Origin of the sequence: Actinoallomurus sp. NBC_01490, assembly GCF_036227085.1 — a bacterium.
GTDB lineage: Bacteria > Actinomycetota > Actinomycetes > Streptosporangiales > Streptosporangiaceae > Actinoallomurus > Actinoallomurus oryzae.
The window spans coordinates 1,475,175-1,494,745 of record NZ_CP109433.1 but is presented as its reverse complement, the minus strand read 5'-3'; the positions used below and the strand labels follow the sequence as shown (position 1 = coordinate 1,494,745).

Here is a 19,571-nt window from a genome sequence, read left to right as displayed (position 1 = left end):
ATCGTAAGCACGGGTTGCCATACCCGACAAAAAGCTCTTCGATCCAGGTCAGATGTGTTGTTCGACGTCGGCCAGGCGTTCGATCACCGGGACTCCGAACCGGGCGAGGTCGGCGCGGGACTGCAGACCGCCGGTGTAGAGCACCGCGCGGGCCCCGACGTGCCGCGCGGCGGCCGCGTCGTCGACGCTGTCGCCGACCATGAGGACGTCGGCGGCGTCGATGCCCAGCGCCGCCAGGTGCCGCACCATGAACTTCGCCTTCTCCCCACCCCCTTCGTCGGGCCGCAGGCCGTCGACCCGCCGGAAGGCCAGGCCGAGACCGAGCCTGCGCACCGCCGCGGCGAGCCGGTCGTGGTGCCACATGGACAGCACCGACTGGGTGTGCCCGTCGCCGGCGAGCGCGTCGATGGTGCGGCGGGCGTCGGCGGCGAGCCGGCAGCGCTCCATGAGCCGGTGGTAGGAGTCGTGGAACGCGGCGTCGATCCGCTCCCACTCGCCGTCTTCGAGCGCCCGGCCGAGGATGCGCTCGTACGACGTCCAGATCGGCCGCGTGTAGGCCGCGCGGTAGCCGTCCAGCCCCAGCGGCGGCAGCCCATAGCCGGCGAAGACCTCGTTGGTGGCGTCGAGAATGGCATCGCGATCGTCGAAGAGCGTGCCGTTCCAGTCCCAGACGATGTGCATGACGTCCTATCGTCCCCGATGCCGCGTCCGGGCGCACCCGTACGGCCGGGCCCGGCCGTGCCGGTGCGCCGGAAACGGCGCGTGACCGGCGCCGCCTCGCCGTCATGGGTGGCCCGCCCGTGACGGCGAGGCGGTCGTTCCGGCTCTCCGTCACGTGGATCAGTTCGGGGGGTGGACGAACAGGAGGACCTCACCGCCCGCTCCGGCGACGGCGTCGTAGACGCGCCAGTCGCCCTTCACCTTGTCGGCCGGGACGCCCATGGGGTACGGCTGGCGGTCGCCCTGCTCGTCGGGGCTGGTGGGCTGGTAGCGGTACCCGATGCCGCCGATGTGCCGCCTCCTGGCCTCGGCGAGCACGTCGGCGACGGTACGTCCCCGAACGTCGCTCAGCCCCACGCCCTCGCCGGGGGTGTCTCCGGGACCGGTGTTGTAGTGCTCGCCCGGCCGTGCCGTCCGCCCGAAGACGACCCGGACGAACGCCTTGTAGGTCAGCGGGATCTTGATGCCGACCGCGCAGGTCTCGCTTCCGCAGTGCCCCGGCGCGGTGATCGTCTTGACCCGGCCGCCGCCGTCGTCCTCCAGGAAGATGACCGAGCCCGCCTTCCTCGCCGAGCCGGGCTCCAGCCGGAGGTCGACGTTCAGGCCGTGGGCGGCGAACTCCTTCTTGTACCGCGCCGGGTCGGCGACCGGGTCCTTCACCTTCACGGTCAGGTATCCGCCCTTCCGAGTGAAGGAGAGCGCGGCCGTCTGTACGCGCGGCGGGGCGGGCGCGACGGTGACCGCGGGACGGCCGGTGTCGCGGACCGGCACGACGGTGACCGCGACCGCGACCGCGGCGGCCCCGGCCGCGACGGCGCCGGTCGTGAGCAGCAGCCACGGCCGCGCGGGGAGGCGACGCGTGCTCGTGACGCGGGCGGGCCGGGGGCTCGCGACGATGGCGGCGATCCTCGCGTCCATCCCGGCATCGGACTGGTCCGTCTCGGACAGGTCGTCGAGGGCCACGGGCTTGAGGGCGGACAGGACGCGGTGACCGGTCATGAGCGGTTTCCTTCCAGCAGGTCCAGGGGGACCATCGCCGCCGTGCCCGTCTCCTTGTGCAGCGCTCGGGTGAGCCGCCGGCGGGCGCGGTGGACACGGACGTAGTACAGGGCCTTCGTGCACCCGAGGACCGTCGCGGCCTGCGCCGCGTCAAGCCCGTACCAGGCGCTCAGGATGAGGATCTCGGCATCGGCCTCCGGGAGGGAGGCGAACGCGGCCAGGACGCTGTCCCGCTCGACCACCAGGTCACCGGTGTCCCAGGCCACCAGGTCGCGTTCGTCGCTCAACTGCCCGACGCGATGGGCGATCGTCTCGCGCCGCCGACCGGCGGCGCGCTGTTTGAGCCGATGGTTCCGAGCGGCTCGCAGCAACCAGGGCAGAGGATCGTCCTGGGGAACCTCGCCGAGCTTGCGCCACGCCGTCAGGAACGTCTCGTTGACGACGTCCTCCGCGACGTCACGCCGGTCGTGGGCCAGCGCGTAGCTCAGCACCCTCGAGTAGTTGCGCCGGTAAATGGACGTGAAGCGTGCGGCGTCATCACCGGTGTCATCACCGGTGTCCTCACCTCGGGCAACGATCACGCCATCACCCCCTCTCACGTGTGCTGTGTAGGTCCGACACCGGGTAACCCCTTCCGGTGTCGCCTTTCTTGCACGGGGGTGCGGAGTTTCCTACGCCGCCCGTCAGGAGAACGGACGCGGTCAGGAGAACAGGTGCGGCAGCTCCTGGGTGGCGTACCACAGCAGCTCGTGACCGGCCGCGCCGTCGACGGTGAAGCGGGCGTCGTCGTCACCGGCGTCGGCGGCGTCGCTCGCGGCGCGCGCCGCGCGTACGTCGGCCTCGGCCTCGGCATCGTCCACGTGACCGGAGACGATCCGCTCGAACGGGACCGGCTGGGTCACGCGCACCTGGGCGCGCTCCCCGGGGCCGCCCAGGTCGCCGCCGCTGTGCACGACCGCCTCGTCGGGGATCTCGGCGGCGAGCACGACGCGGCGCGACGGCGCCTCGGGGTCGGCGGCGAGCAGGCGCAGCGAGTCACGCGCGGCGTCCGACATCGCGGCGTACTCCAGCTCTTCCAGATCGGCCGAGGCGTACCACTCGCGCAGCGCCGGTGTCACGGCATAGCCGGTCAGCGGCGCCGGTTCGAGCTTGCGATCCCGGAGGATGCCGGCGAGTCCGCTGAGTGTGGTCGGAAGGTAGACGCGCATGTCCTACAAGAGTGTGCCAGTACCGGATGGGGACTACCCGAGCGACACCCCGAACAGCTCCTCCAGGCGCGCCACGGTGGTCGGGGCGTCGGCGTGGTGGACGCCCACGATGCCGAGGCGTTCGGCGGCCCGGATGTTCTGCTCGATGTCGTCGATGAACGCACACTCCCGCGGCGGCAGGCCGAGCAGGTCGAGCGCGTGGTGGAAGATCTGCGGGTCGGGCTTGCGCAGCCCCACCTCACCGGAGATCACCACCTGGTCGAACAGCTCGCCGAACGACTCGCGCGGGTAGGTGTTGCCCCAGGAGTTGGACAGCAGGCAGGTGCGCACGCCGACGGCCCGCGCCCGGCGCAGCGCCTCGTACATCTCCTCGACGGGCTCGAACGCGGCGAACATCCGCAGCAGCAGGCCCTCGGCCGCGACCGCCATGCCGCCACGGGTACGCAGCCGCTCGGCGAGCATGCGCTCGAACTCGGCCGGCGGCAGCGACCCGTCCTCCAGCCCGTGGACCGGATTGGCCGCACCGTCGCCGGCGTACGCCTGCGCGAACCACTCCCGCATCACCACGCGGTAGGTCTCGTCGTCGATGTCGTCGTTCTCGATCCACACCGCGATCGCGTCACGCAGCGGCGTGGTCAGCACACCGCCCCAGTCGATGATCAGTCCGCGTACGGTCACGGCCTCGATGGTAGGCATGCCGTCCACCGGCGGCCGAACCGGGCTCACAGCCGGTGCCGCTCCGCCCGTCGCCGGCGCTGCTCGACCGGGTCGGGTACCGGGGCGGAGGTCACGAGGCGGCGTGTGTACTCCTCCTGCGAGTCGAACAGGACGTCGTCGCGGGCGCCCACCTCGACGAGGCGGCCCTGGTTCATGACCGCCACGCGGTCCGACACCCGGCCGACGACGGCGAGGTCGTGGGTGATGAACAGGCAGGCGAAGCCGAGGCGTTCCTGCAGCTCCAGGAAGACCTCCAGCACGGCGGCCTGGACCGAGACGTCCAGCGCGCTGGTGGGTTCGTCCGCGATGACGAGCCTCGGGTCGAGCGCGAGTGCCCGCGCGATGCCGACCCGCTGACGCTGCCCGCCGGACAACTCGTGCGGGTGGCGCAGGCGCAGCGCCGGGTCCAGCTCGACGCTCTTCAGCAGGGCGACCACGCGTTCGGTGCGGTCGCCGACGCCGTTGATGACGAGCGGTTCGGCCACGCAGTCGCCGACCGTCATCCGCGGGTCCAGCGAGGACGCGGGGTCCTGGAAGACGATGCCGCAGTGGCGCCGCAGCCGGCGCAGGTCGCGTCCCCGCGCCTCGCTCAGCGGCTCGCCGAGCAGGCGTACGGTGCCGGAGGCGGGCTTGATCAGGCCGACCGCGGCGCGGCCCACCGTGGACTTGCCCGAGCCGGACTCCCCGACGAGCCCCAGCACCTCGCCCTCGGCGATGGTGAGCGTGACGTCGTCGACCGCGCGGACCCGGCTGCGGCCCTTGCCGCGGAACTCCACGACGAGGTTCTCCAGGGACAGCGCGGCCTCGGTCCGCACCTCACGCTCTCGTCGCTCGCCGGGGGTCAGGCGCGGCACGGCGGCCAGCAGGCGCTTGGTGTAGTCGGCCTCCGGCCGGTTGAACAGGTCGTCGACGGGCGCCTGCTCGACCACCTTGCCCTGGTACATGACGACGACCCGGTCGGCGATGTCGGCGACCACTCCCATGTTGTGGGTGATCACGAGCATCGCCATGCCGAACTTGGTCCGCAGGTCGCGCAGCAGGTCGAGGATCTCGGCCTGGACGGTGACGTCGAGTGCGGTGGTGGCCTCGTCGGCGATGAGCACCTTGGGTTCGCAGGCGATCGCCATGGCGATGACGACGCGCTGCCGGAGCCCGCCGGACAGCTCGTGCGGGAACTGCCCGAGCCGGCGGCGCGCGTCCCGGATGCCGACCATCTCCAGCAGCTCGGCCGCCCGGTCGAGGGCCTGCTTGCGGGACAGGTCGGCGATGTGCAGGCGCAGCGCCTCGGCGACCTGCCAGCCGACGGTGAACGCCGGGTTCAGCGCGGTCATCGGCTCCTGGAACACCATGGCGACCTCGGCGCCGCGGATCGCCCGCAGCCGCGCGCCGTCGAGCGTCGTCACGTCCACGCCGCCGACCCGTACCGTCCCGCCCACCTTGGCGGTCGGCGGCAGCAGCCCGAGCGTGGACATCGAGGTGACGCTCTTGCCCGACCCGGACTCGCCGACGACGGCGACGATCTCTCCAGGGGCGACGGTGATGCTGACGCCGTCGACCGCGCGTACGGTCTCCCGGCCGCTCCTGAACGTGACGCTCAGGTCCTCGATCGCGAGTGTAGGCATCGACTCGCTCATCGGCCCGCTCGGCTCTGTCGTCGACGTCATCGGCTGCGCGGCGTGAAGATCCCGGCCTTCAGACCGGGGAGGAAACGCCGCTCCCCCCTCGAACTGTCAGTGGTGGTCGTTAGCGTGCTCACATGCGGTTCCGGCTTCAACCCACGCCCGCCCAGGAGGAGGCGTTGCTGGAGCACTGCGCGCACGCCCGATATGTGTGGAATCTTGCGTGTGAGCAGCACCTGCATTGGCGGCCGGGGCGGGCGAGTGCGCCGGGGTATGTCGAACAGTCCCGCCAGTTGACCGAGGCCAGGAGAAAGTTCGCGTGGCTGGCGGCGGGTTCGCAGACGGTGCAGCAGCAGGCGTTGCGGGATTTCGCCCAGGCCATGGCGAACTTCTTCTCCGGGACCCATCAGCGGCCGAGGTGGCGTAAGGCGGGCGTCCACGAGGGCTTTCGGATCGTCGGCCGTCGCGGCAGCCAATGGGACGTACGCCGGTTGTCCCGCAGGGTGGGCGAGGTGCGGATCCCGAAGGTCGGCTGGGTACGGTTCCGCTGGTCCCGTCAGGTACCCGGCGTGGTCAAATCGTTTCGAGTGAACCGGGACCTGGCGGGGCGCTGGCATGTCGCGTTCGCAGTGATCCCGCCGCCGATCGACGGGCCGGGTATAGGCGAGCTCGTCGGTGTGGACCGTGGTGTGGCCGTCTCGGCTGCGCTGTCCACTGGTGAGCGATTGTCCGTGCCAGGACTGCGCGAGACCGAGGCCAAACGACTGGAGCGGCTGCAGCGGAGACTGGCCCGGGCACGGCGTGGGTCTAGACGCCGTAACCGCGTTAAGGCCGCGATCAGTCGGTTGATGGCTCGTGAGGTCGATCGGCGCCGGGACTGGGTGGAGCAGACCTCCACCGATCTGGCCCGTCGTTTCGACCTCATTCGCGTCGAAGATTTGAAGATTAAGAACATGACCCGTTCCGCACACGGCACCATCCATGCACCGGGCAGGAACGTACGGGCCAAGGCCGGGCTCAACCGGGCCATCCACGCGGCGGGCTGGGGGCGGCTGGTAAAGCGCTTGCAGGACAAAGCCGAGAGCCGGGTAGAGAAGGTCGATCCCGCGTACACGTCCCAAACCTGTAACGCCTGCGGGCACTGCGCAGCGGAGAACCGTGAGAGCCAAGCGGTCTTTCGTTGTCGCGCCTGCGGGCATGCCGATCATGCGGATGTGAACGCGGCAAAGAACATCGCGGCAGGACGTGCCGTGACAGCGCGGGGAGCCCTCCAGCCGTTGGGCGGGGCTTTGAACCGCGAACCTCAACCTGTTCCCTCCTCTACGTAGCGGAGTCGGGTTGGAATCCCCCGCCTTCAGACGGGGGAGGACGTCAACGTCCCTCCAGGCGGACCTCGAAGGAGTCGCGCAGCCCGTCGCCGATCGCGTTGAACGCGCACACGACGAGCACGATGGCGACACCGGCCGGGAAGATCAGCCACCAGTAGCCGTCGTAGGTGTAGGAGATGCCCTTGCTGAGCATCCCGCCCCAGTCGGTCTTGGGCGGCGGCACGCCGAGCCCCAGGAAGCTGACGTAGGCGATCAGCAGGATGGCGTCCGCCACCTGGAACGTCGCGTTCACCACCACGGTGCCGATGGCGTTCGGGATGATGTGCCGGAACACCGCGCGGCGGTGGCTGCCGCCCATCGCCTTCATGGCCTGCACGTAGTCGCGGCTGCGCAGCGACAGCGCCTCGGCCCGTACGAGCCGGGCCGGGACGAGCCACGACACGCACCCGATGATGAGGATCTGCACCGGCACCGTCGGCCGCAGGATCGTCGCGGTCACCAGCAGCAGGAACAGCGCCGGGATCGCGATGCCCGCGTCGACGACGCGCATCATCAGCGCGTCCACCCAACCGCCGGCGTAGCCGGAGATGGCACCCCAGACCGTGCCGATCAGGGTGGCGAGCAGACCCGCCGCCACCCCGATCTCCAGGGACGTCTGGCCCCCGACCATCAGACGTCCCAGCACGTCGTGTCCGACGTCGTCGGTGCCCAGCAGGTGTCCCCCGGTGCCGGGCGACAGGTTGGCGGCGGACAGGTTCGTGTGCGTCTGGTCGGTGTGGTGGAGCAGCGGGCCGAGGAAGCAGAACACCAGCAGCAGGGCGAGGATGACCAGCCCGGTGACGGCGAGCCGGTTGGCGAAGAACAGTGACGCCATGCGCCGGTAGGACCCGGCGACCCGTACGGGCGGCGGCTCTGCGGCGACCGGAGCGGAAAGGCTCATGAGCCCTCCTTCGTCGGAGGGGTGACCATGGGCGCTGTGTCGCCGATTCGCTCACTGCGTTCGCTCATGAGACCTCCTTCGTCGGAGGAGAGACCAGGCGCGCGTGTTCTTTGATTCGCTCGCTCCGCTCGCTCATTTGATCGTTCCTCTCACCCGCGGGTCGATGAGCGCCTGGACGATGTCGGCGAGCAGTGACCCGATGACCGTGGCCAGGGCGATGACGAGCACCGCGCCGAGCAGGATCGGATAGTCCGAGGTCTGCGCGGCGTTCCAGAACAGCAGCCCCATGCCGGGGTAGTTGAACACCGACTCGATCACCAGCGCGCCGGAGAACAGCACCGGCAGGTAGTAGCCGAGCATCGCGACGATCGGCGTCAGGGAGTTGCGCATGATGTGCAGCCACACGACGCGCCGCTCCGAGGCGCCCTTGGCGCGCGCGGTCCGTACGTAGTCCTCGGCGAGGTTGTCCAGCACGGCCGAGCGCATGTACCGGCTGAACGCCGCGATCGTCGCGATCGCCCCGGCGAGCACGGGCAGGATCAGCGCCCGCGAGTCGGCGAACAGACCGCCGATCGACTGCGTCTGCGGCGCCTGCGGCGGCAGCAGCTGGGTCTTCTGGGTGAAGACGATGACCAGCACCAGCGCGAGGAAGAAGACCGGGGTGGCGTACCCGACGAACACCACGGTCGTGACGGCGTAGTCGGCCAGGCCCTTGCGGCGCCGCGCCTGCCACACGCCCAGCGGGATCGCCACCACGAGCGCGACCAGCGTGGACAGGCCGGTGAGCACGAGCGTCTTGGGGATCCGCTGGCCGATCAGCGAGGCGACGGACTGGTTGAGCGTGTACGACTCGCCCAGGTCGCCGTGGAACAGCTCACTGAGGTAGGCCCAGTACTGCTGGACCAGCGACTTGTCGAAGCCGTGCTCGCGGTTGAACTCCGCGATCGCCTGGGGGCTGGCCTTCGGGCCGAGAATGCCGTGGGCCGGGCCGCCCGGCACCGAGTGCAGCAGCAGGAAGACGATCACGGTCACGAAGAAGATGACCACGACCGCCTGCCCGATCCGCTTGAGCAGGAAGCGCGTCAACGGGATGCCTCCGCCGGGAAGTGGTGGGCCCGGGACGGCGGTCCGCCACCGCCCCGGGCCGGTCTCATTTCGCCAGGTACCAGCGCTGCGGCTGGATGAAGACGAGCGGGTCCTGGACGACGCCGCGCAGGTTGTTCTTGATCGCGGACACCTGGTAGGCCGGGTTCGGCATCCAGATGACCGGCAGGTTCTTGGTCACGTACGCGTCGTAGTTCTGCATCGCTGCCGGGTCCGACGAGCTGGTCGACTTCTTGATCAGGTCGTCGACCGTCGGGTCCGAGTAGCTGCCGAGGTTCGAGCTGCCGGTGCTGCCGAAGATCTGCTCACCGCTCGGGTACGCCGGGAAGTACCAGCTGCCCGCCGTGCCGAAGAAGGAGAGCTGCCACGAGCAGGACGACTGGCTCGGCTTGCACTGCGCCGTGTGGTCGAGCACCGAGTTCAGCGGCTCCGACTTGATCGACAGCTTGATGCCGATCTTCGACAGGGAGGACTGGACCTCCTGCATCATGTTGTCGGTCTCGGTGCTGCCGCTCTGGCTGTCGATGGTCAGGTTCAGCCGTGTGCCCGCCTTGACGCCGTCGCCGCACTGGTTCGCGCCGGAGCCCGCCTGCGCGCACGTGGCCACGCCGTTCTGGATCGTCCAGCCGTGCGAGGTCAGCAGCGCCTTGGCCTTGTTCAGGTCGAACGGGTACGGGTTGGTCTTCTGCGTCGCCGACAGGTACTTCGACACCGGCGTCTGCGGCACCGGCCCGTAGCCGGGAACGCTCTGGTTGTGCCAGATGACCCGGGCGATCGTCGTCTGGTCGATCGACATCTGTACGGCCTGGCGGATGTACAGCTGCTTGAACACCGCGCCCATGGCCGGGTTGTTGAAGTTGTACGGGATGTAGGTGACCGCCCAGCCGGCCCAGGGCTTCACCTGGTAGCCGAGGTTCTCGATCGACTTCTGCTGGCTGGTGGCCAGCGCCGGCATGTAGCCGTAGTCGACGCCGCCCGACCGCAGGACGTTCAGCTCGGCGTCCGCGGAGGTGAACGGCTTGAACGTCACGCTGTCCAGGTGGGCCGGGTCGGGGCCGGTGTACTTGGGGTTCTTGGCGAGCGTGACCTGGCCGGTGGTGGTGAACTCCTTCACCGTGAACGGCCCGTTCGCCGCCTTCCACAGCGGGTTGTTCGCGTACTCCGACAGCTTGCCCGCCTCGCCGGTCAGGTACTTGAAGACCTTCTTGGCGCCGTCGGTGGTGCGGTCGTAGTCCCCGACCTTGCCGCCCTTGCTCTCGACGTCCCAGACCGACTGGGGGATCGGCGTGACGTAGGTCAGCTGGTTCGCGGTGAACCAGTCCGGGTTGTAGGCCTTGGTGAGGTGGAGCTTGAACTCCGTGTCGCTCACCGTCTCGAACCTGGCGACGTTGTCGGGGATGTCACCGGCGCTGTAGTTGCCCCACTGCGACTTGTTCGCCTTGACCAGGTTGAACCAGAACTCCACGTCGCGGCTGCTGACCTTCTGGCCGTTCGCCCACGTCAGGGGGTTCAACTTGATGTCGACCGTCTTGCCGCCGTTGGAGTAGACCGGCGCCTTGGCGGCGCTCGCCTTCTCGTCCAGGGCGACGGTGCCGCTGTAGCCGTCGTAGGCGTACAGCGGCAGGAAGACCTCCTGCCGGATGGCGCCGTTGAACGAGGCGAGGTGGCCCGGCGTGCCGATCGGGAAGATCCAGTTCGGCGTGGCGTTCGGGGGCATCGCGAAGGTGACCGACCCGCCCTGCTGGGGGGTGCCACCGCTCGCGGACGATCCTCCTCCGCCGGAGGAACAGCCGGCGGCCAGCAAGGCCACGGCCGCGCCGAACACCGCCAGCGTCAGGGGTCTCTTCATCGGTGCTCCATGGGGGACTTCCACCGTTTTCGGCGGGATGTTGGCGGCGACGATACATGCCCGTATCGAACGAAGACAAGCCTTGAACGAATTAAGTGTCCGGCCAAGATCGGGACAAACCCGCTGATTACCGCCGTGTTACGGGGCATCGACGGTGGACTCATCCGCGCCGGCTTGCTATGGTCCAGCCAAGTTTCCGCATCAACCTTCGTTCCCGAACCAAGTATCAGACTTAGTTCGATCGGCCTCGGTCGCTAGTGTTGCCGCCGCAACCGTGATCACTTGCAGTGAAGGAGCCACCATGTCGGCCGCGCAGATCATGGGCCTGGTGGCGTCCGGCCAGGCCACGTCACGAGCGGACCTGTCGCGTCTGCTCGGCCTGGCGCCCTCGACCGTGTCCTCCTACGTCCAGGAACTCCTCGACGCGGGCCTGCTGGAGGAGTCCGGCGAGGGCCGCTCGCGCGGCGGGCGCCGGCCCCGGCTGCTGAGCGTCCGCGCCGGCGACGGCGTCATCCTGGCCGCCGACCTCGGCGGTCACCACGCGAGGATCGCCACCATGGACCGCGCCGGACGGCCGGAGGCGATCCAGGACCTGGAGATCGACATCACGGCCGGGCCCGAGCCGATCCTCGCGCAGGTCACCGACGCGCTCGCCGAGCTCGCGGCCGGACGCCCGGTGCTCGGCATGGGCATCGGCCTGCCCGGCCCGGTCGACTCCGACGGAGTGGTGGTCGGCTCCTCCCGGATGCACGGCTGGAACGGCTTCTCCGTACGGCGCCGGCTCGCCGAGTACTACCAGGCGCCGCTCGTCGTGGACAACGACGCGAACCTCATGGCGATGGGCGAGGCGGTCGTACGCGGCCCCGAGCTGCGCGACTTCGTCTTCGTCAAGGCGGGCACCGGGCTCGGCGCCGCGCTCGTCAACGACGGCCGCCTGCACCGCGGTGCCCGTGGCGTCGCCGGCGACGTCAGCCACAACCGCGTGCCGGCCGGCGGCGACCGCCCCTGCAACTGCGGCAACTTCGGCTGCCTGGAGACCATCTCCAGCGGAGCGGCCCTGGTCGCCGCCGTACGCGCCGACGGCGTCGACATCGCCACCACCGCCGACCTCGTACGCCTGGCGCGCGACGGCAACCCGACGGTCAACACGACGCTGCGCTTCGCCGGCCGCCAGCTCGGCGAGGTCCTCGTCACCATCGTCAACTTCTTCAACCCGCAGGCGGTGATCCTCAGCGGCGCGCTGGCGACCTGCGACCTGTTCGTCGCCGCCGCGCGCGGCGCGCTTTACGAACGCTGCCTGCCGCTCACCACCCAGGAACTGCAGATCGGGGAGAGCGTCGCCGGACCCGACGCCGGCCTGCTCGGCATCGGCCGACGCCTCATCGACCAGGGCCTGGCCGTCCCCGTTAGGAATCTCCCGTGACAGCACTGCGGATCGGCATCGCCGGCATCGCGATCGAGTCGAGTACCTTCTCCCCGCACCGCACCCACCTGGCGGACTTCACCGTCACGCGGGGCGACGCCCTGCTCGCCCGCTACAAGTGGATGGGCGCGCCGTGGACGACGGGCGTCGAGTGGGTGCCGCTCCTGCACGCCGTGTCGCTGCCCGGCGGCGCGGTCGAGCCCGAGGTGTACGACGCGCTCGAGGCCGAGATCGTGGAACGTGCCAAGGCGGCGGGCCCGCTCCACGGCCTGTTCTTCGACATCCACGGTGCGATGAGCGTCGTCGGGCGCACCGACGCCGAGGCCCGGCTGGCGGCCGTGATCCGCGAGGCCGTCGGCCCGGACACGCTGATCTCCGCCTCGATGGACCTCCACGGCAACGTGTCGCGCGAGCTGGCGGAGACCGTCGACCTGATCACCTGCTACCGGATGGCCCCGCACGAGGACGCCTGGGAGTCGCGCGAGCGCGCGGCGTACAACCTGGTCGAGCGCCTCCACGACGGCGGGCGTCCGCGGAAGGCATGGGTGCAGGTCCCGGTGCTGCTGCCCGGGGAGAAGACCAGCACCCGCGTCGAACCGGCCAAGAGCCTGTACGGCCGGATCCCGGCCGTGGAGGCGCTGCCCGGCGTCGTCGACGCGGCGATCTGGGTCGGCTACGCCTGGGCCGACGAGCCCCGGTGCCGCGCCGCCGTGGTCGTGACCGGCGACGACGAGGAGGTCATCACCGCGCAGGCGCGCGAGCTGGCCGAGGCGTACTGGCAGGCCCGCGACGACTTCGCGTTCGTGGCGCCGACCGGCACGCTCGACGAGTGCCTGACGACCGCGCTCGCCGGCGACGCCCGGCCGTTCCTGATCAGCGACTCCGGCGACAACCCGACCGCCGGCGGCGCCGGCGACGTGTCCTGGACGCTGAGCCGGCTGCTCGTCGTGGAGGAGCTGCGCCTCGGCAAGGCCAGCGCGATCTACGCGAGCATCGTCGACCCCGAGGCGGTCGCGGCGGCGTTCGCCGCGGGCGAGGGCGCCGAGGTGATGGTGCGGGCCGGCGGCCGGATCGACGCGGGTCCCTCCGGGCCGGTCGCCGTCGCGGGCACGGTGCACTCCCTGCTGCCGGGCGACCCGGTCGGCGGCGACATCGCGGTGATCAGGACCGGCGGGCTGCACGTCATCCTGACCAGCCGGCGCAAGCCGTACCACGTGATCTCCGACTTCACCGCCCTCGGCCTGTCGCCGGCCGACACCGACGTGGTCATCGTCAAGATCGGCTACCTCGAGCCGGAGCTGTACGACCTCGCGGCGGACTGGCTGCTCGCGCTCACCCCGGGCGGCGTCGACCAGGACCTGCTGCGCCTCGGGCACCACGGCGTACGGCGGCCGCTCTTCCCGTTCGACTCCGACATGGCCGACCCGGACCTGACGCCCGAACTCCTGTGAGCGAGCGCAGCGAGGGAACCAGAAAACACAGCACCGTGGTCGTGGGGCCGCCGAAGGAGGCCCCACGACCACACCGATCCGAGAGGAACCCATGCGCTACGAGATCTGCCTGGAGTCCGCCGACGGCGTCGCCGCCGCGGCGGAGGCCGGCGCCGACCGGGTGGAGCTCTGCGCCGCCCTGTTCGAGGGCGGAATCACCCCGAGCCAGGGCATGATCGAGCAGGCCGTGGCCGTCGCGGCGGGCCGCCTCCGCGTCCACGTGATCATCCGTCCGCGGGGCGGAGACTTCATCTTCAGCCCCGCCGAGGCCGAGGTGATGCTCCGCGACATCGAGGTGGCCAAGGCGGCCGGCGCCGACGGCGTGGTCATCGGCGCGCTGACCGAGGACGCCGAGATCGACACGGAGCTGTGCGCGCGCCTCGTCGCGGCGGCCCGGCCGCTCAGCGTGACGTTCCACCGGGCGTTCGACGTGACGCACGACCCGGAGGCGGCGTTCGAGGACGTCGTCGCGCTGGGCGTCGACCGGCTGCTGACCTCGGGCGCGGCACCGTCCGCCCTGGAGGGCGCCGACCTGATCGCCCGGCTGGTGGAGAAGGCGGCGGACCGGATCATCGTCCTGCCGGCGGGCGGCATCAACGAACGCACCGCCGCCCGGGTGGCCGCGCAGACCGGCGCGCGAGAGCTCCACTTCACCGCGAGCGAGACCGTACGGTCGCGGACCCGCTTCCAGGCGCCCGGCATCTACATGGGCGGCGCGCTGTACCCGCCGGAGACCACCCGCTCGGTGACCACCCCGGCTCGCGTCCGCTCCATCATCGAGGCCGCGTCCGCCTGAGCCCCGGTCCCCGGGCGCGCGGAACGCCGTCCGCACGCCCGAGGACGCCGCCGGTCAGCGGCCCGTGCGCGGGTCCGTGAGGACCTGGTCGCCGGTGTCGCGCATGCCCAGGCGCCGTGCCTTGGCGTGGAGGACCTCGGGGCTGCTCTCGCGTGCGATGTCCTCCTGGAGAGCCTGCTTGCGCTCCTCGAGCCGCTGGTTCTCCTGCTGGAGCTCACTGCGCTCGAACGACTGCTGGGCGAGCACGGTGTTCAGCAGGAGGAGACCGACCAGCGCCCCGCCGAGCAGCCCCACGACCAGCAGGGCGAACGGCGCCGCGCCGGAACGAGCGGGACGAACGGCGCGGGCGGGAGCCGTGACCGGCCGCACCGTACGGGACGGAGGAAGGCCACGGTGCCGCGTGCTCCGTCGCGACGTGCCGCGCGACACCGCCGCCCGGGACGTGACCGCCGCGCCGGAACCAGCGGCCCGCTCGCGAACAGTGCCGGTGCTCGTGCCGTCGGTCGGCGTCGTGGTGGGCCGTGCCGCGCGGGACGGCGGAACCGTGCCGCGCCTCGTGGTGCGCGGCGGCGTGCCGGTGGTCTCGTCCTCACGGGTACGGATCGCGGCCGACGACGTCATGGCCTTCATCACTTCCCCCTGCGTTCGCTCCGCTCTTTCCGCGGGTCGGCACTACCGGCGTGATCGCGCCGGCGCGGTCGAGGACCCGCCGCGGTACCGGCGAGCCCCGACCGAGGAGAAATGCGGCACCGCGTCCGCCGTTACCCCCGATTCGGGGGCATATACCTAGAACCAGGCATAAATGACCCACTTCGCTCATGACCGGCAATAATGCACGGAGCGTAACGGCCTCGACGGGCCGGCTGCCATCGAATTTCCGCGCGACGACGGCGTACGCCGGTCAGCCGGGAGCACCGACCGGGAGGACGGCGCGCAGGCACGCGCCCGGTTCGTCCTCCGGTGTCGTGGCGACCGACAGCGAGCCTCGGTGGGCGACGGCGATGTCGCGGGCGATCGCCAGGCCGAGGCCGGAACCGCCGCGGTCCCGGTCGCGGGCCTCGTCGAGGCGGGTGAAGCGGTCGAAGACGACCTCGCGGTGTTCGGGCGGGATGCCGGGGCCGTCGTCGGTGACCTCCAGGACGGCGCGGTCGCCGTCCTCGGCGAGACGGACCGTGACGGCGGTCGCGGCGTGCCGTACGGCGTTGTCCACGAGGTTGGCCACCAGCCGCCGCAGCTGGTCGCCGGAGCCGTGGACGAGCACGTCGGTGGCGATGTCCAGCGTCACCGTCACGTCGGGCCGCGGGCGGGTCCGCGCCGCCTCCTCGGCCGCCACCTGACCGAGGTCGACCTCCTGCTCGCGCAGTGGTTCGCCCGCGTCGAGGCGGGCGAGCAGGAGCAGGTCGTCGGTCAGCGTCTGGATGCGTTCGACGTCGGTCAGCGCCTGGCCGGCCAGCTCCGAAGCGCCGACGCGGTGGCCGGTCAGCTCCAGCCGGGCGCGGAGCACCGCCAGCGGGCTGCGCAGCTCGTGCGCGGCGTCCGCGACGAACCGTTTGTGCTGTTCGACGGCGGTCCGCAGCCGGTCCAGGGTGGCGTTCACCGTACGGGCCAGCGCCGCGACCTCGTCACGGGTGGCGGGCTCGGGGACCCGTTGGTGCAGGTCGTGTGCGGTGATGTCGGCCATCTTCGCGCGGATCGCCGAGACCGGCCGCAGCGCGCGGCTCACCGCGAACCAGGTCAGCAGCGCCACGAGCAGGAGCAACGCCGGAATGCCGGGCAGCAGCAGATGCCACAGCGTCGTGATCGCCTGCTGGGTCGGCGCCAGCGAGGACCGGCCCTGGATCACCACCGTCCCGCCCTTGGTGGCCACCTGCTCGCCGGCCACGACGTAGCCGGATCCGGTCTTCCAGCTCGGGCTCTGCGCCTTGGTGAGCACCTGGACGTCGAGGGTGTCACCGCCCACGGGCCCTCCCGGTGCGTCGCGCTCGGCGGGCGGCCCGACCTTCACCATGGCGGCCATGGCCTTGGCCTTGGCCGCCGCCTCGGCGCGGGCGCTGTCCTCCAGGGAGTGCCGCAGGGCCAGGAGCAGGACCGCCGAGGCCAGGCCCAGCGCCACGGCCACGGTCAGCACCGCGGCCACCGTCGCGCGCAGCCGTACACCGCCCAGTCGCGGCGGGCGGATCCACCGGGGACGTCGCATCGTCAGGCCTCCAGCCGGTAGCCCGCGCCCCGTACGGTGACGAGAGAGCTGCGCCCGAACGGCTTGTCTATCTTGCGCCGCAGGGCACTCACGTAGACCTCGATGATGTTGGAGTCGCCGTCGTAGGCGAAGTCCCAGGCCATCGACAGCAGCTCGGTCTTGGACACCACCTCGCCGGCCCGGCGCGCCAGGCCGTGCAGCACGGCGAACTCCTTCGGCGTCAGCGTGATCGGGACGTTCCCCCGGCGACAGCGCAGCCCCGCCGGGTCGACCTGGAGGTCCCCCACCGTGAGCACGGCCGGGCGTTCACGTGCCCCGCGCCGGAGCAGCGCACGCAGCCGGGCGAGCAGGACCACGTACGCGAAGGGCTTGCCGAGGAAGTCGTCCGCACCGTTGTCGAGCGCCCGCGCCTCGTCCTGCACGGTGTCCTTGGCGGTCAGCATGAGGATGGGCGTCCAGATGCCGGCCTCGCGGAGCCGGCGGCAGACCTCGTCGCCGCTCAGCCGCGGCAGCATCACGTCGAGGACGATCACGTCGTACGGGTTCTCGGTGGCCAGCCACAGCCCTTCCCGGCCGTCGTAGGCGAGGTCCACCGCGAACCCCTCATCGGCCAGACCGTCCTTCAGGAGTTCGGCGAGGCGCCGCTCGTCCTCCACCACGAGTATCCGCACCGGCCCAGCGTGACCGGCCGTACCTAAAGCCACCATGAAGACGGTCTGAGAGCGCACTCATCGTGACTTCAGCTCCCCGCCGCGAGACTCCGGAGCGTCCTGATCGACTCCCTTCCGGAGGAACCATGAGGAAAAGGATCATCGCCGTCGGCGTCCTGGCCGGCGGCATCGCACTCACCGGGCTGGCCGGCTCCGCGTACGCCGCGGGCGCCTCCCCGGCCACCTCGTCCGCCCCCGCCACGGCGAAGGCGAAGGGCCCGATCGCCATCGTCTGCGTCGGCGAAAAGGCCGGCGGAAAGGCCGGCGGAAAGACGGACGCGGGCAAGCCGGGGAAGGTCATCATCGGCGGCGAGGCCGGAAAGCGCGTCAAGCACGAGGCGCGCGTGAAGCTGCCCGGAAAGCCCCTGGGGAAGCCCGGGAAGATCGTGCAGCCGCGCAAGGCTCCGCCCGGCGCCCTGGTCACCAAGGCGACCGTGGACGGCAAGGGCACCGTGAAGATCGGACCGCTGCCCAAGGGCGTTCACTGCTCCAAGGTCATGCCCGGCACCAAGGGCGCTCCCCCGCTGCCCCCGGCTCGCTGACGCGCGATCCGTTCCGTACGGCCACACCCCACCGTCGGGGCGTGGCCGTACGCCGTGGACCAGGGTGGTTGCCGTTTACATAACCGACATGTATAACGTTTATTTAATGCGCCACCCTTCCTGCCTCCCCAGGCGAAAGGACTCCGTCATGCGCTCGGTCGTCGCGACACCCGCGGACAACCGCTCCAGGTACGACAGGGATCTGGCGTGCAACCACGGGCAGGGCACGAAGCGCAAGACCGCCAATGGCGCGAGCTCGATGAAGAACACCACGCCCTGCGGCGTCATTCTCTACGACGTGCCGTACACGCAAGAGCAGAGCGACGAGATTCATCACGCGAAGCCAAAACCGGAGGACAAGAACTTCGCCAACAACGGCTTCGACAACAAGGCGGCCGTCTTCCGCTGTTAGTCGTCGCCGCCCTCGGACCGGCCGCCGGGAGGATCACCGGCTCCCGGCGGCCCCGGGGACAGCCCGGGAACCCCCTACGGGCGGGTTCCCGGGCTGTCTCTTGTGCTCCGGTCGAACGATGTCAACGCCAGGGTCGCAGGGCTGTGGACAACGCTTCCCGGCCCAGCGACCCCGTCCAGGCCGGGTGCCCGTCGGGCCTGATCAGCAGCGGTTCTCCCGATCCCTTGAGCTCGCTCACAAGGCAGCTGTCCACAGGCTCGCCTGCGACATCGGCCAAGATCGGGCGGCCGGTGCGAAGGTGCTCGAACAGCCGCGTCCCGTCGGGCAGGTCCCGGTCGGGTACGCGCGGTCCGAGTCCATAGGAGATGTCCAGCCCCGTGATCATCATGGCGATCTTCCGGTTCGCATCCGGCGTCGCGAGGATGTCGGCCACGTGCGCGCGAAGCGCATCCACATGCACGCCGGGTGCGCTCAACGCGCCCTGCGCGCGCGTGTTCGACAGCACCCGAGCGCCCACGGGGTGCCGCTCTTCGTGGTACGTGTCGAGCAACTCCTCATCGGCACTCCCCCGCACGACGAGCGCCAGCTTCCAGCCGAGGTTGAACGCGTCCTGCAGCCCGGTGTTCAGCCCCTGACCCCCGGCCGGCGAGTGGACGTGCGCCGCGTCCCCGGCCAGCAGCACACGCCCGGAGCGATAGCACGCCGCCTGCCGCGCGACGTCGGTGAATCGCGAGATCCACCGTGGACTGTGCATTCCGAAATCGGTGCCCGCCACCCGGACGAACATCGCCCGCAGATCTTCGAAGCCGATGGCCGTCGAGTCACCGACGGTCGTCCCGGCCTCGTCCACGATCAGCCGCCGCCACCCCTCCTCGAAGCCGAGCACCGAGAAGTTCCCCCGCGGCGTTCGCTGGAGCAAGAACTGCTCCGCGGGCGGGTCGGCCAGTTCGACGTCCCCGAGAATCGACGTGGTGGTCGCGGGCGTGCCCGGAAAGTCGATGCCCGCCAGCCGGCGCACCACACTGCGGCCGCCGTCACAACCGACCAGATAACGCGCCTCCACGGGCCCGGCCGTGGTCTCGACCACGACCGGCTCCGCGGCCGGCGCCGCCGGCCCTGGGCGTAGGCCCGTCACCTCGACCCCGCGGCGAATCCGCACGCCCAGCTCCCGGGCGCGAGCCTCGAGCAGCCGCTCGATCCGGCGCTGAACGATCACCAACAGGAACGGATACCGGGTCGGCAGCCCCGACAGGTCGAGCGGCAGCCCGGCGAAGCGCGTACCCGGCAGCGGACGCCCCTCGGCCAGGAACGGGTCGAGCATCCCCCGCTGGTCGAGCACTTCCAGCGACCGCGGATGCAGCCCGCCCGCCCTCGAGTCACGCGTGGGCTCGGTGAGCCTTTCGAGCACGAGCACGTCCACCCCGGCCAGCCGCAGCTCGCACGCCAGCATCAGGCCGGTTGGGCCGGCGCCGGCGATGACCACGTCCTCCATGATCACTCCCTAACAATATTAGAGG

The 19,571-nt window shown here is 70.8% G+C and carries 19 protein-coding genes; 6 read left to right on the top strand and 13 right to left on the bottom strand.

Annotation, left to right across the window (positions count from 1 at the left end; genetic code table 11):
• Nucleotides 1-48: 48 nt before the first annotated feature.
• The 6 genes from OG417_RS07585 to OG417_RS07560 form a co-directional block, all read right to left on the bottom strand.
• Nucleotides 49-681, bottom strand: coding sequence for an HAD family hydrolase (locus OG417_RS07585; RefSeq protein ID WP_329251701.1), 633 nt, complete (start codon nt 679-681; stop codon nt 49-51).
• A 159-nt stretch (nt 682-840) separates the two neighbouring features.
• Nucleotides 841-1,719: a hypothetical protein gene (locus OG417_RS07580; RefSeq protein ID WP_329251699.1), complete on the bottom strand. Its 879-nt coding sequence runs from the start codon at nt 1,717-1,719 to the stop codon at nt 841-843.
• Entirely contained in the window at nt 1,716-2,300 is a 585-nt protein-coding gene (locus tag OG417_RS07575) for an RNA polymerase sigma factor (protein ID WP_329251696.1), read from the bottom strand. Before OG417_RS07575 ends, OG417_RS07580 begins: the two co-directional genes overlap by 4 nt.
• A gap of 120 nt (nt 2,301-2,420) precedes the next feature.
• Entirely contained in the window at nt 2,421-2,927 is a 507-nt protein-coding gene (locus tag OG417_RS07570) for a DUF6912 family protein (protein WP_329251693.1), read from the bottom strand.
• Nucleotides 2,928-2,960: 33 nt separating this feature from the next.
• Nucleotides 2,961-3,623, bottom strand: a complete 663-nt coding sequence (locus OG417_RS07565) for an HAD family hydrolase (RefSeq protein WP_329251690.1) — start codon at nt 3,621-3,623, stop codon at nt 2,961-2,963.
• A gap of 26 nt (nt 3,624-3,649) precedes the next feature.
• Nucleotides 3,650-5,266 (bottom strand): ABC transporter ATP-binding protein, encoded by a 1,617-nt coding sequence (locus OG417_RS07560; protein WP_329251687.1) that lies wholly within the window; start codon nt 5,264-5,266, stop codon nt 3,650-3,652.
• A 134-nt stretch (nt 5,267-5,400) separates the two neighbouring features.
• Here OG417_RS07560 and OG417_RS07555 point away from each other — a divergent pair, with 134 nt between their 5' ends.
• Nucleotides 5,401-6,591, top strand: a complete 1,191-nt coding sequence (locus OG417_RS07555; RefSeq protein ID WP_329251685.1) for an RNA-guided endonuclease InsQ/TnpB family protein — start codon at nt 5,401-5,403, stop codon at nt 6,589-6,591.
• Nucleotides 6,592-6,634: 43 nt separating this feature from the next.
• Here OG417_RS07555 and OG417_RS07550 read toward each other — a convergent pair whose 3' ends face one another.
• The 3 genes from OG417_RS07550 to OG417_RS07540 all read right to left on the bottom strand — a co-directional run bounded on the left by OG417_RS07550 (nt 6,635) and on the right by OG417_RS07540 (nt 10,484).
• Nucleotides 6,635-7,531, bottom strand: coding sequence for an ABC transporter permease (locus OG417_RS07550; protein WP_329251683.1), 897 nt, complete (start codon nt 7,529-7,531; stop codon nt 6,635-6,637).
• A 132-nt stretch (nt 7,532-7,663) separates the two neighbouring features.
• Entirely contained in the window at nt 7,664-8,617 is a 954-nt protein-coding gene (locus tag OG417_RS07545) for an ABC transporter permease (RefSeq protein WP_329251681.1), read from the bottom strand.
• A gap of 64 nt (nt 8,618-8,681) precedes the next feature.
• Entirely contained in the window at nt 8,682-10,484 is a 1,803-nt protein-coding gene (locus OG417_RS07540; RefSeq protein ID WP_329251679.1) for a peptide ABC transporter substrate-binding protein, read from the bottom strand.
• A 301-nt stretch (nt 10,485-10,785) separates the two neighbouring features.
• Here OG417_RS07540 and OG417_RS07535 point away from each other — a divergent pair, with 301 nt between their 5' ends.
• The 3 genes from OG417_RS07535 (at nt 10,786) to OG417_RS07525 (ending at nt 14,193) form a co-directional block, all read left to right on the top strand.
• Nucleotides 10,786-11,907 (top strand): ROK family transcriptional regulator, encoded by a 1,122-nt coding sequence (locus OG417_RS07535; protein ID WP_329251677.1) that lies wholly within the window; start codon nt 10,786-10,788, stop codon nt 11,905-11,907.
• Entirely contained in the window at nt 11,904-13,358 is a 1,455-nt protein-coding gene (locus tag OG417_RS07530; RefSeq protein WP_329251674.1) for a M81 family metallopeptidase, read from the top strand. The genes OG417_RS07535 and OG417_RS07530 overlap by 4 nt, the downstream gene beginning before the upstream one ends.
• Before the next feature lie 91 nt (nt 13,359-13,449).
• Nucleotides 13,450-14,193 carry a copper homeostasis protein CutC gene (locus OG417_RS07525; protein ID WP_329251671.1) on the top strand — a complete coding sequence of 248 codons (744 nt, stop codon included), beginning with the start codon at nt 13,450-13,452 and terminating at the stop codon, nt 14,191-14,193.
• A 54-nt stretch (nt 14,194-14,247) separates the two neighbouring features.
• Here OG417_RS07525 and OG417_RS07520 read toward each other — a convergent pair whose 3' ends face one another.
• The 3 genes from OG417_RS07520 to OG417_RS07510 all read right to left on the bottom strand — a co-directional run bounded on the left by OG417_RS07520 (nt 14,248) and on the right by OG417_RS07510 (nt 17,061).
• Nucleotides 14,248-14,823, bottom strand: coding sequence for a septum formation initiator family protein (locus OG417_RS07520; RefSeq protein WP_329251667.1), 576 nt, complete (start codon nt 14,821-14,823; stop codon nt 14,248-14,250).
• Between the two features lie 271 nt (nt 14,824-15,094).
• Nucleotides 15,095-16,390, bottom strand: coding sequence for a HAMP domain-containing sensor histidine kinase (locus tag OG417_RS07515; protein ID WP_329251663.1), 1,296 nt, complete (start codon nt 16,388-16,390; stop codon nt 15,095-15,097).
• Nucleotides 16,391-16,392: 2 nt separating this feature from the next.
• A complete protein-coding gene (locus tag OG417_RS07510; RefSeq protein ID WP_329251660.1) occupies nt 16,393-17,061 on the bottom strand; it encodes a response regulator transcription factor in 669 nt (222 codons plus the stop codon).
• A 125-nt stretch (nt 17,062-17,186) separates the two neighbouring features.
• Here OG417_RS07510 and OG417_RS07505 point away from each other — a divergent pair, with 125 nt between their 5' ends.
• Together OG417_RS07505 and OG417_RS07500 are read left to right on the top strand one after the other, a co-directional pair.
• Nucleotides 17,187-17,642 carry a hypothetical protein gene (locus tag OG417_RS07505; protein WP_329251658.1) on the top strand — a complete coding sequence of 152 codons (456 nt, stop codon included), beginning with the start codon at nt 17,187-17,189 and terminating at the stop codon, nt 17,640-17,642.
• 148 nt (nt 17,643-17,790) lie between these two features.
• The gene (locus tag OG417_RS07500) at nt 17,791-18,054 is read left to right on the top strand and encodes a hypothetical protein (protein ID WP_329251655.1); all 264 of its coding nucleotides are present in this window, start codon (nt 17,791-17,793) and stop codon (nt 18,052-18,054) included.
• Nucleotides 18,055-18,175: 121 nt separating this feature from the next.
• On the opposite strand, the gene OG417_RS07495 is transcribed toward OG417_RS07500, so the two are convergent.
• Nucleotides 18,176-19,546, bottom strand: coding sequence for an FAD-dependent monooxygenase (locus OG417_RS07495; protein WP_329251652.1), 1,371 nt, complete (start codon nt 19,544-19,546; stop codon nt 18,176-18,178).
• Nucleotides 19,547-19,571: the final 25 nt, after the last annotated feature.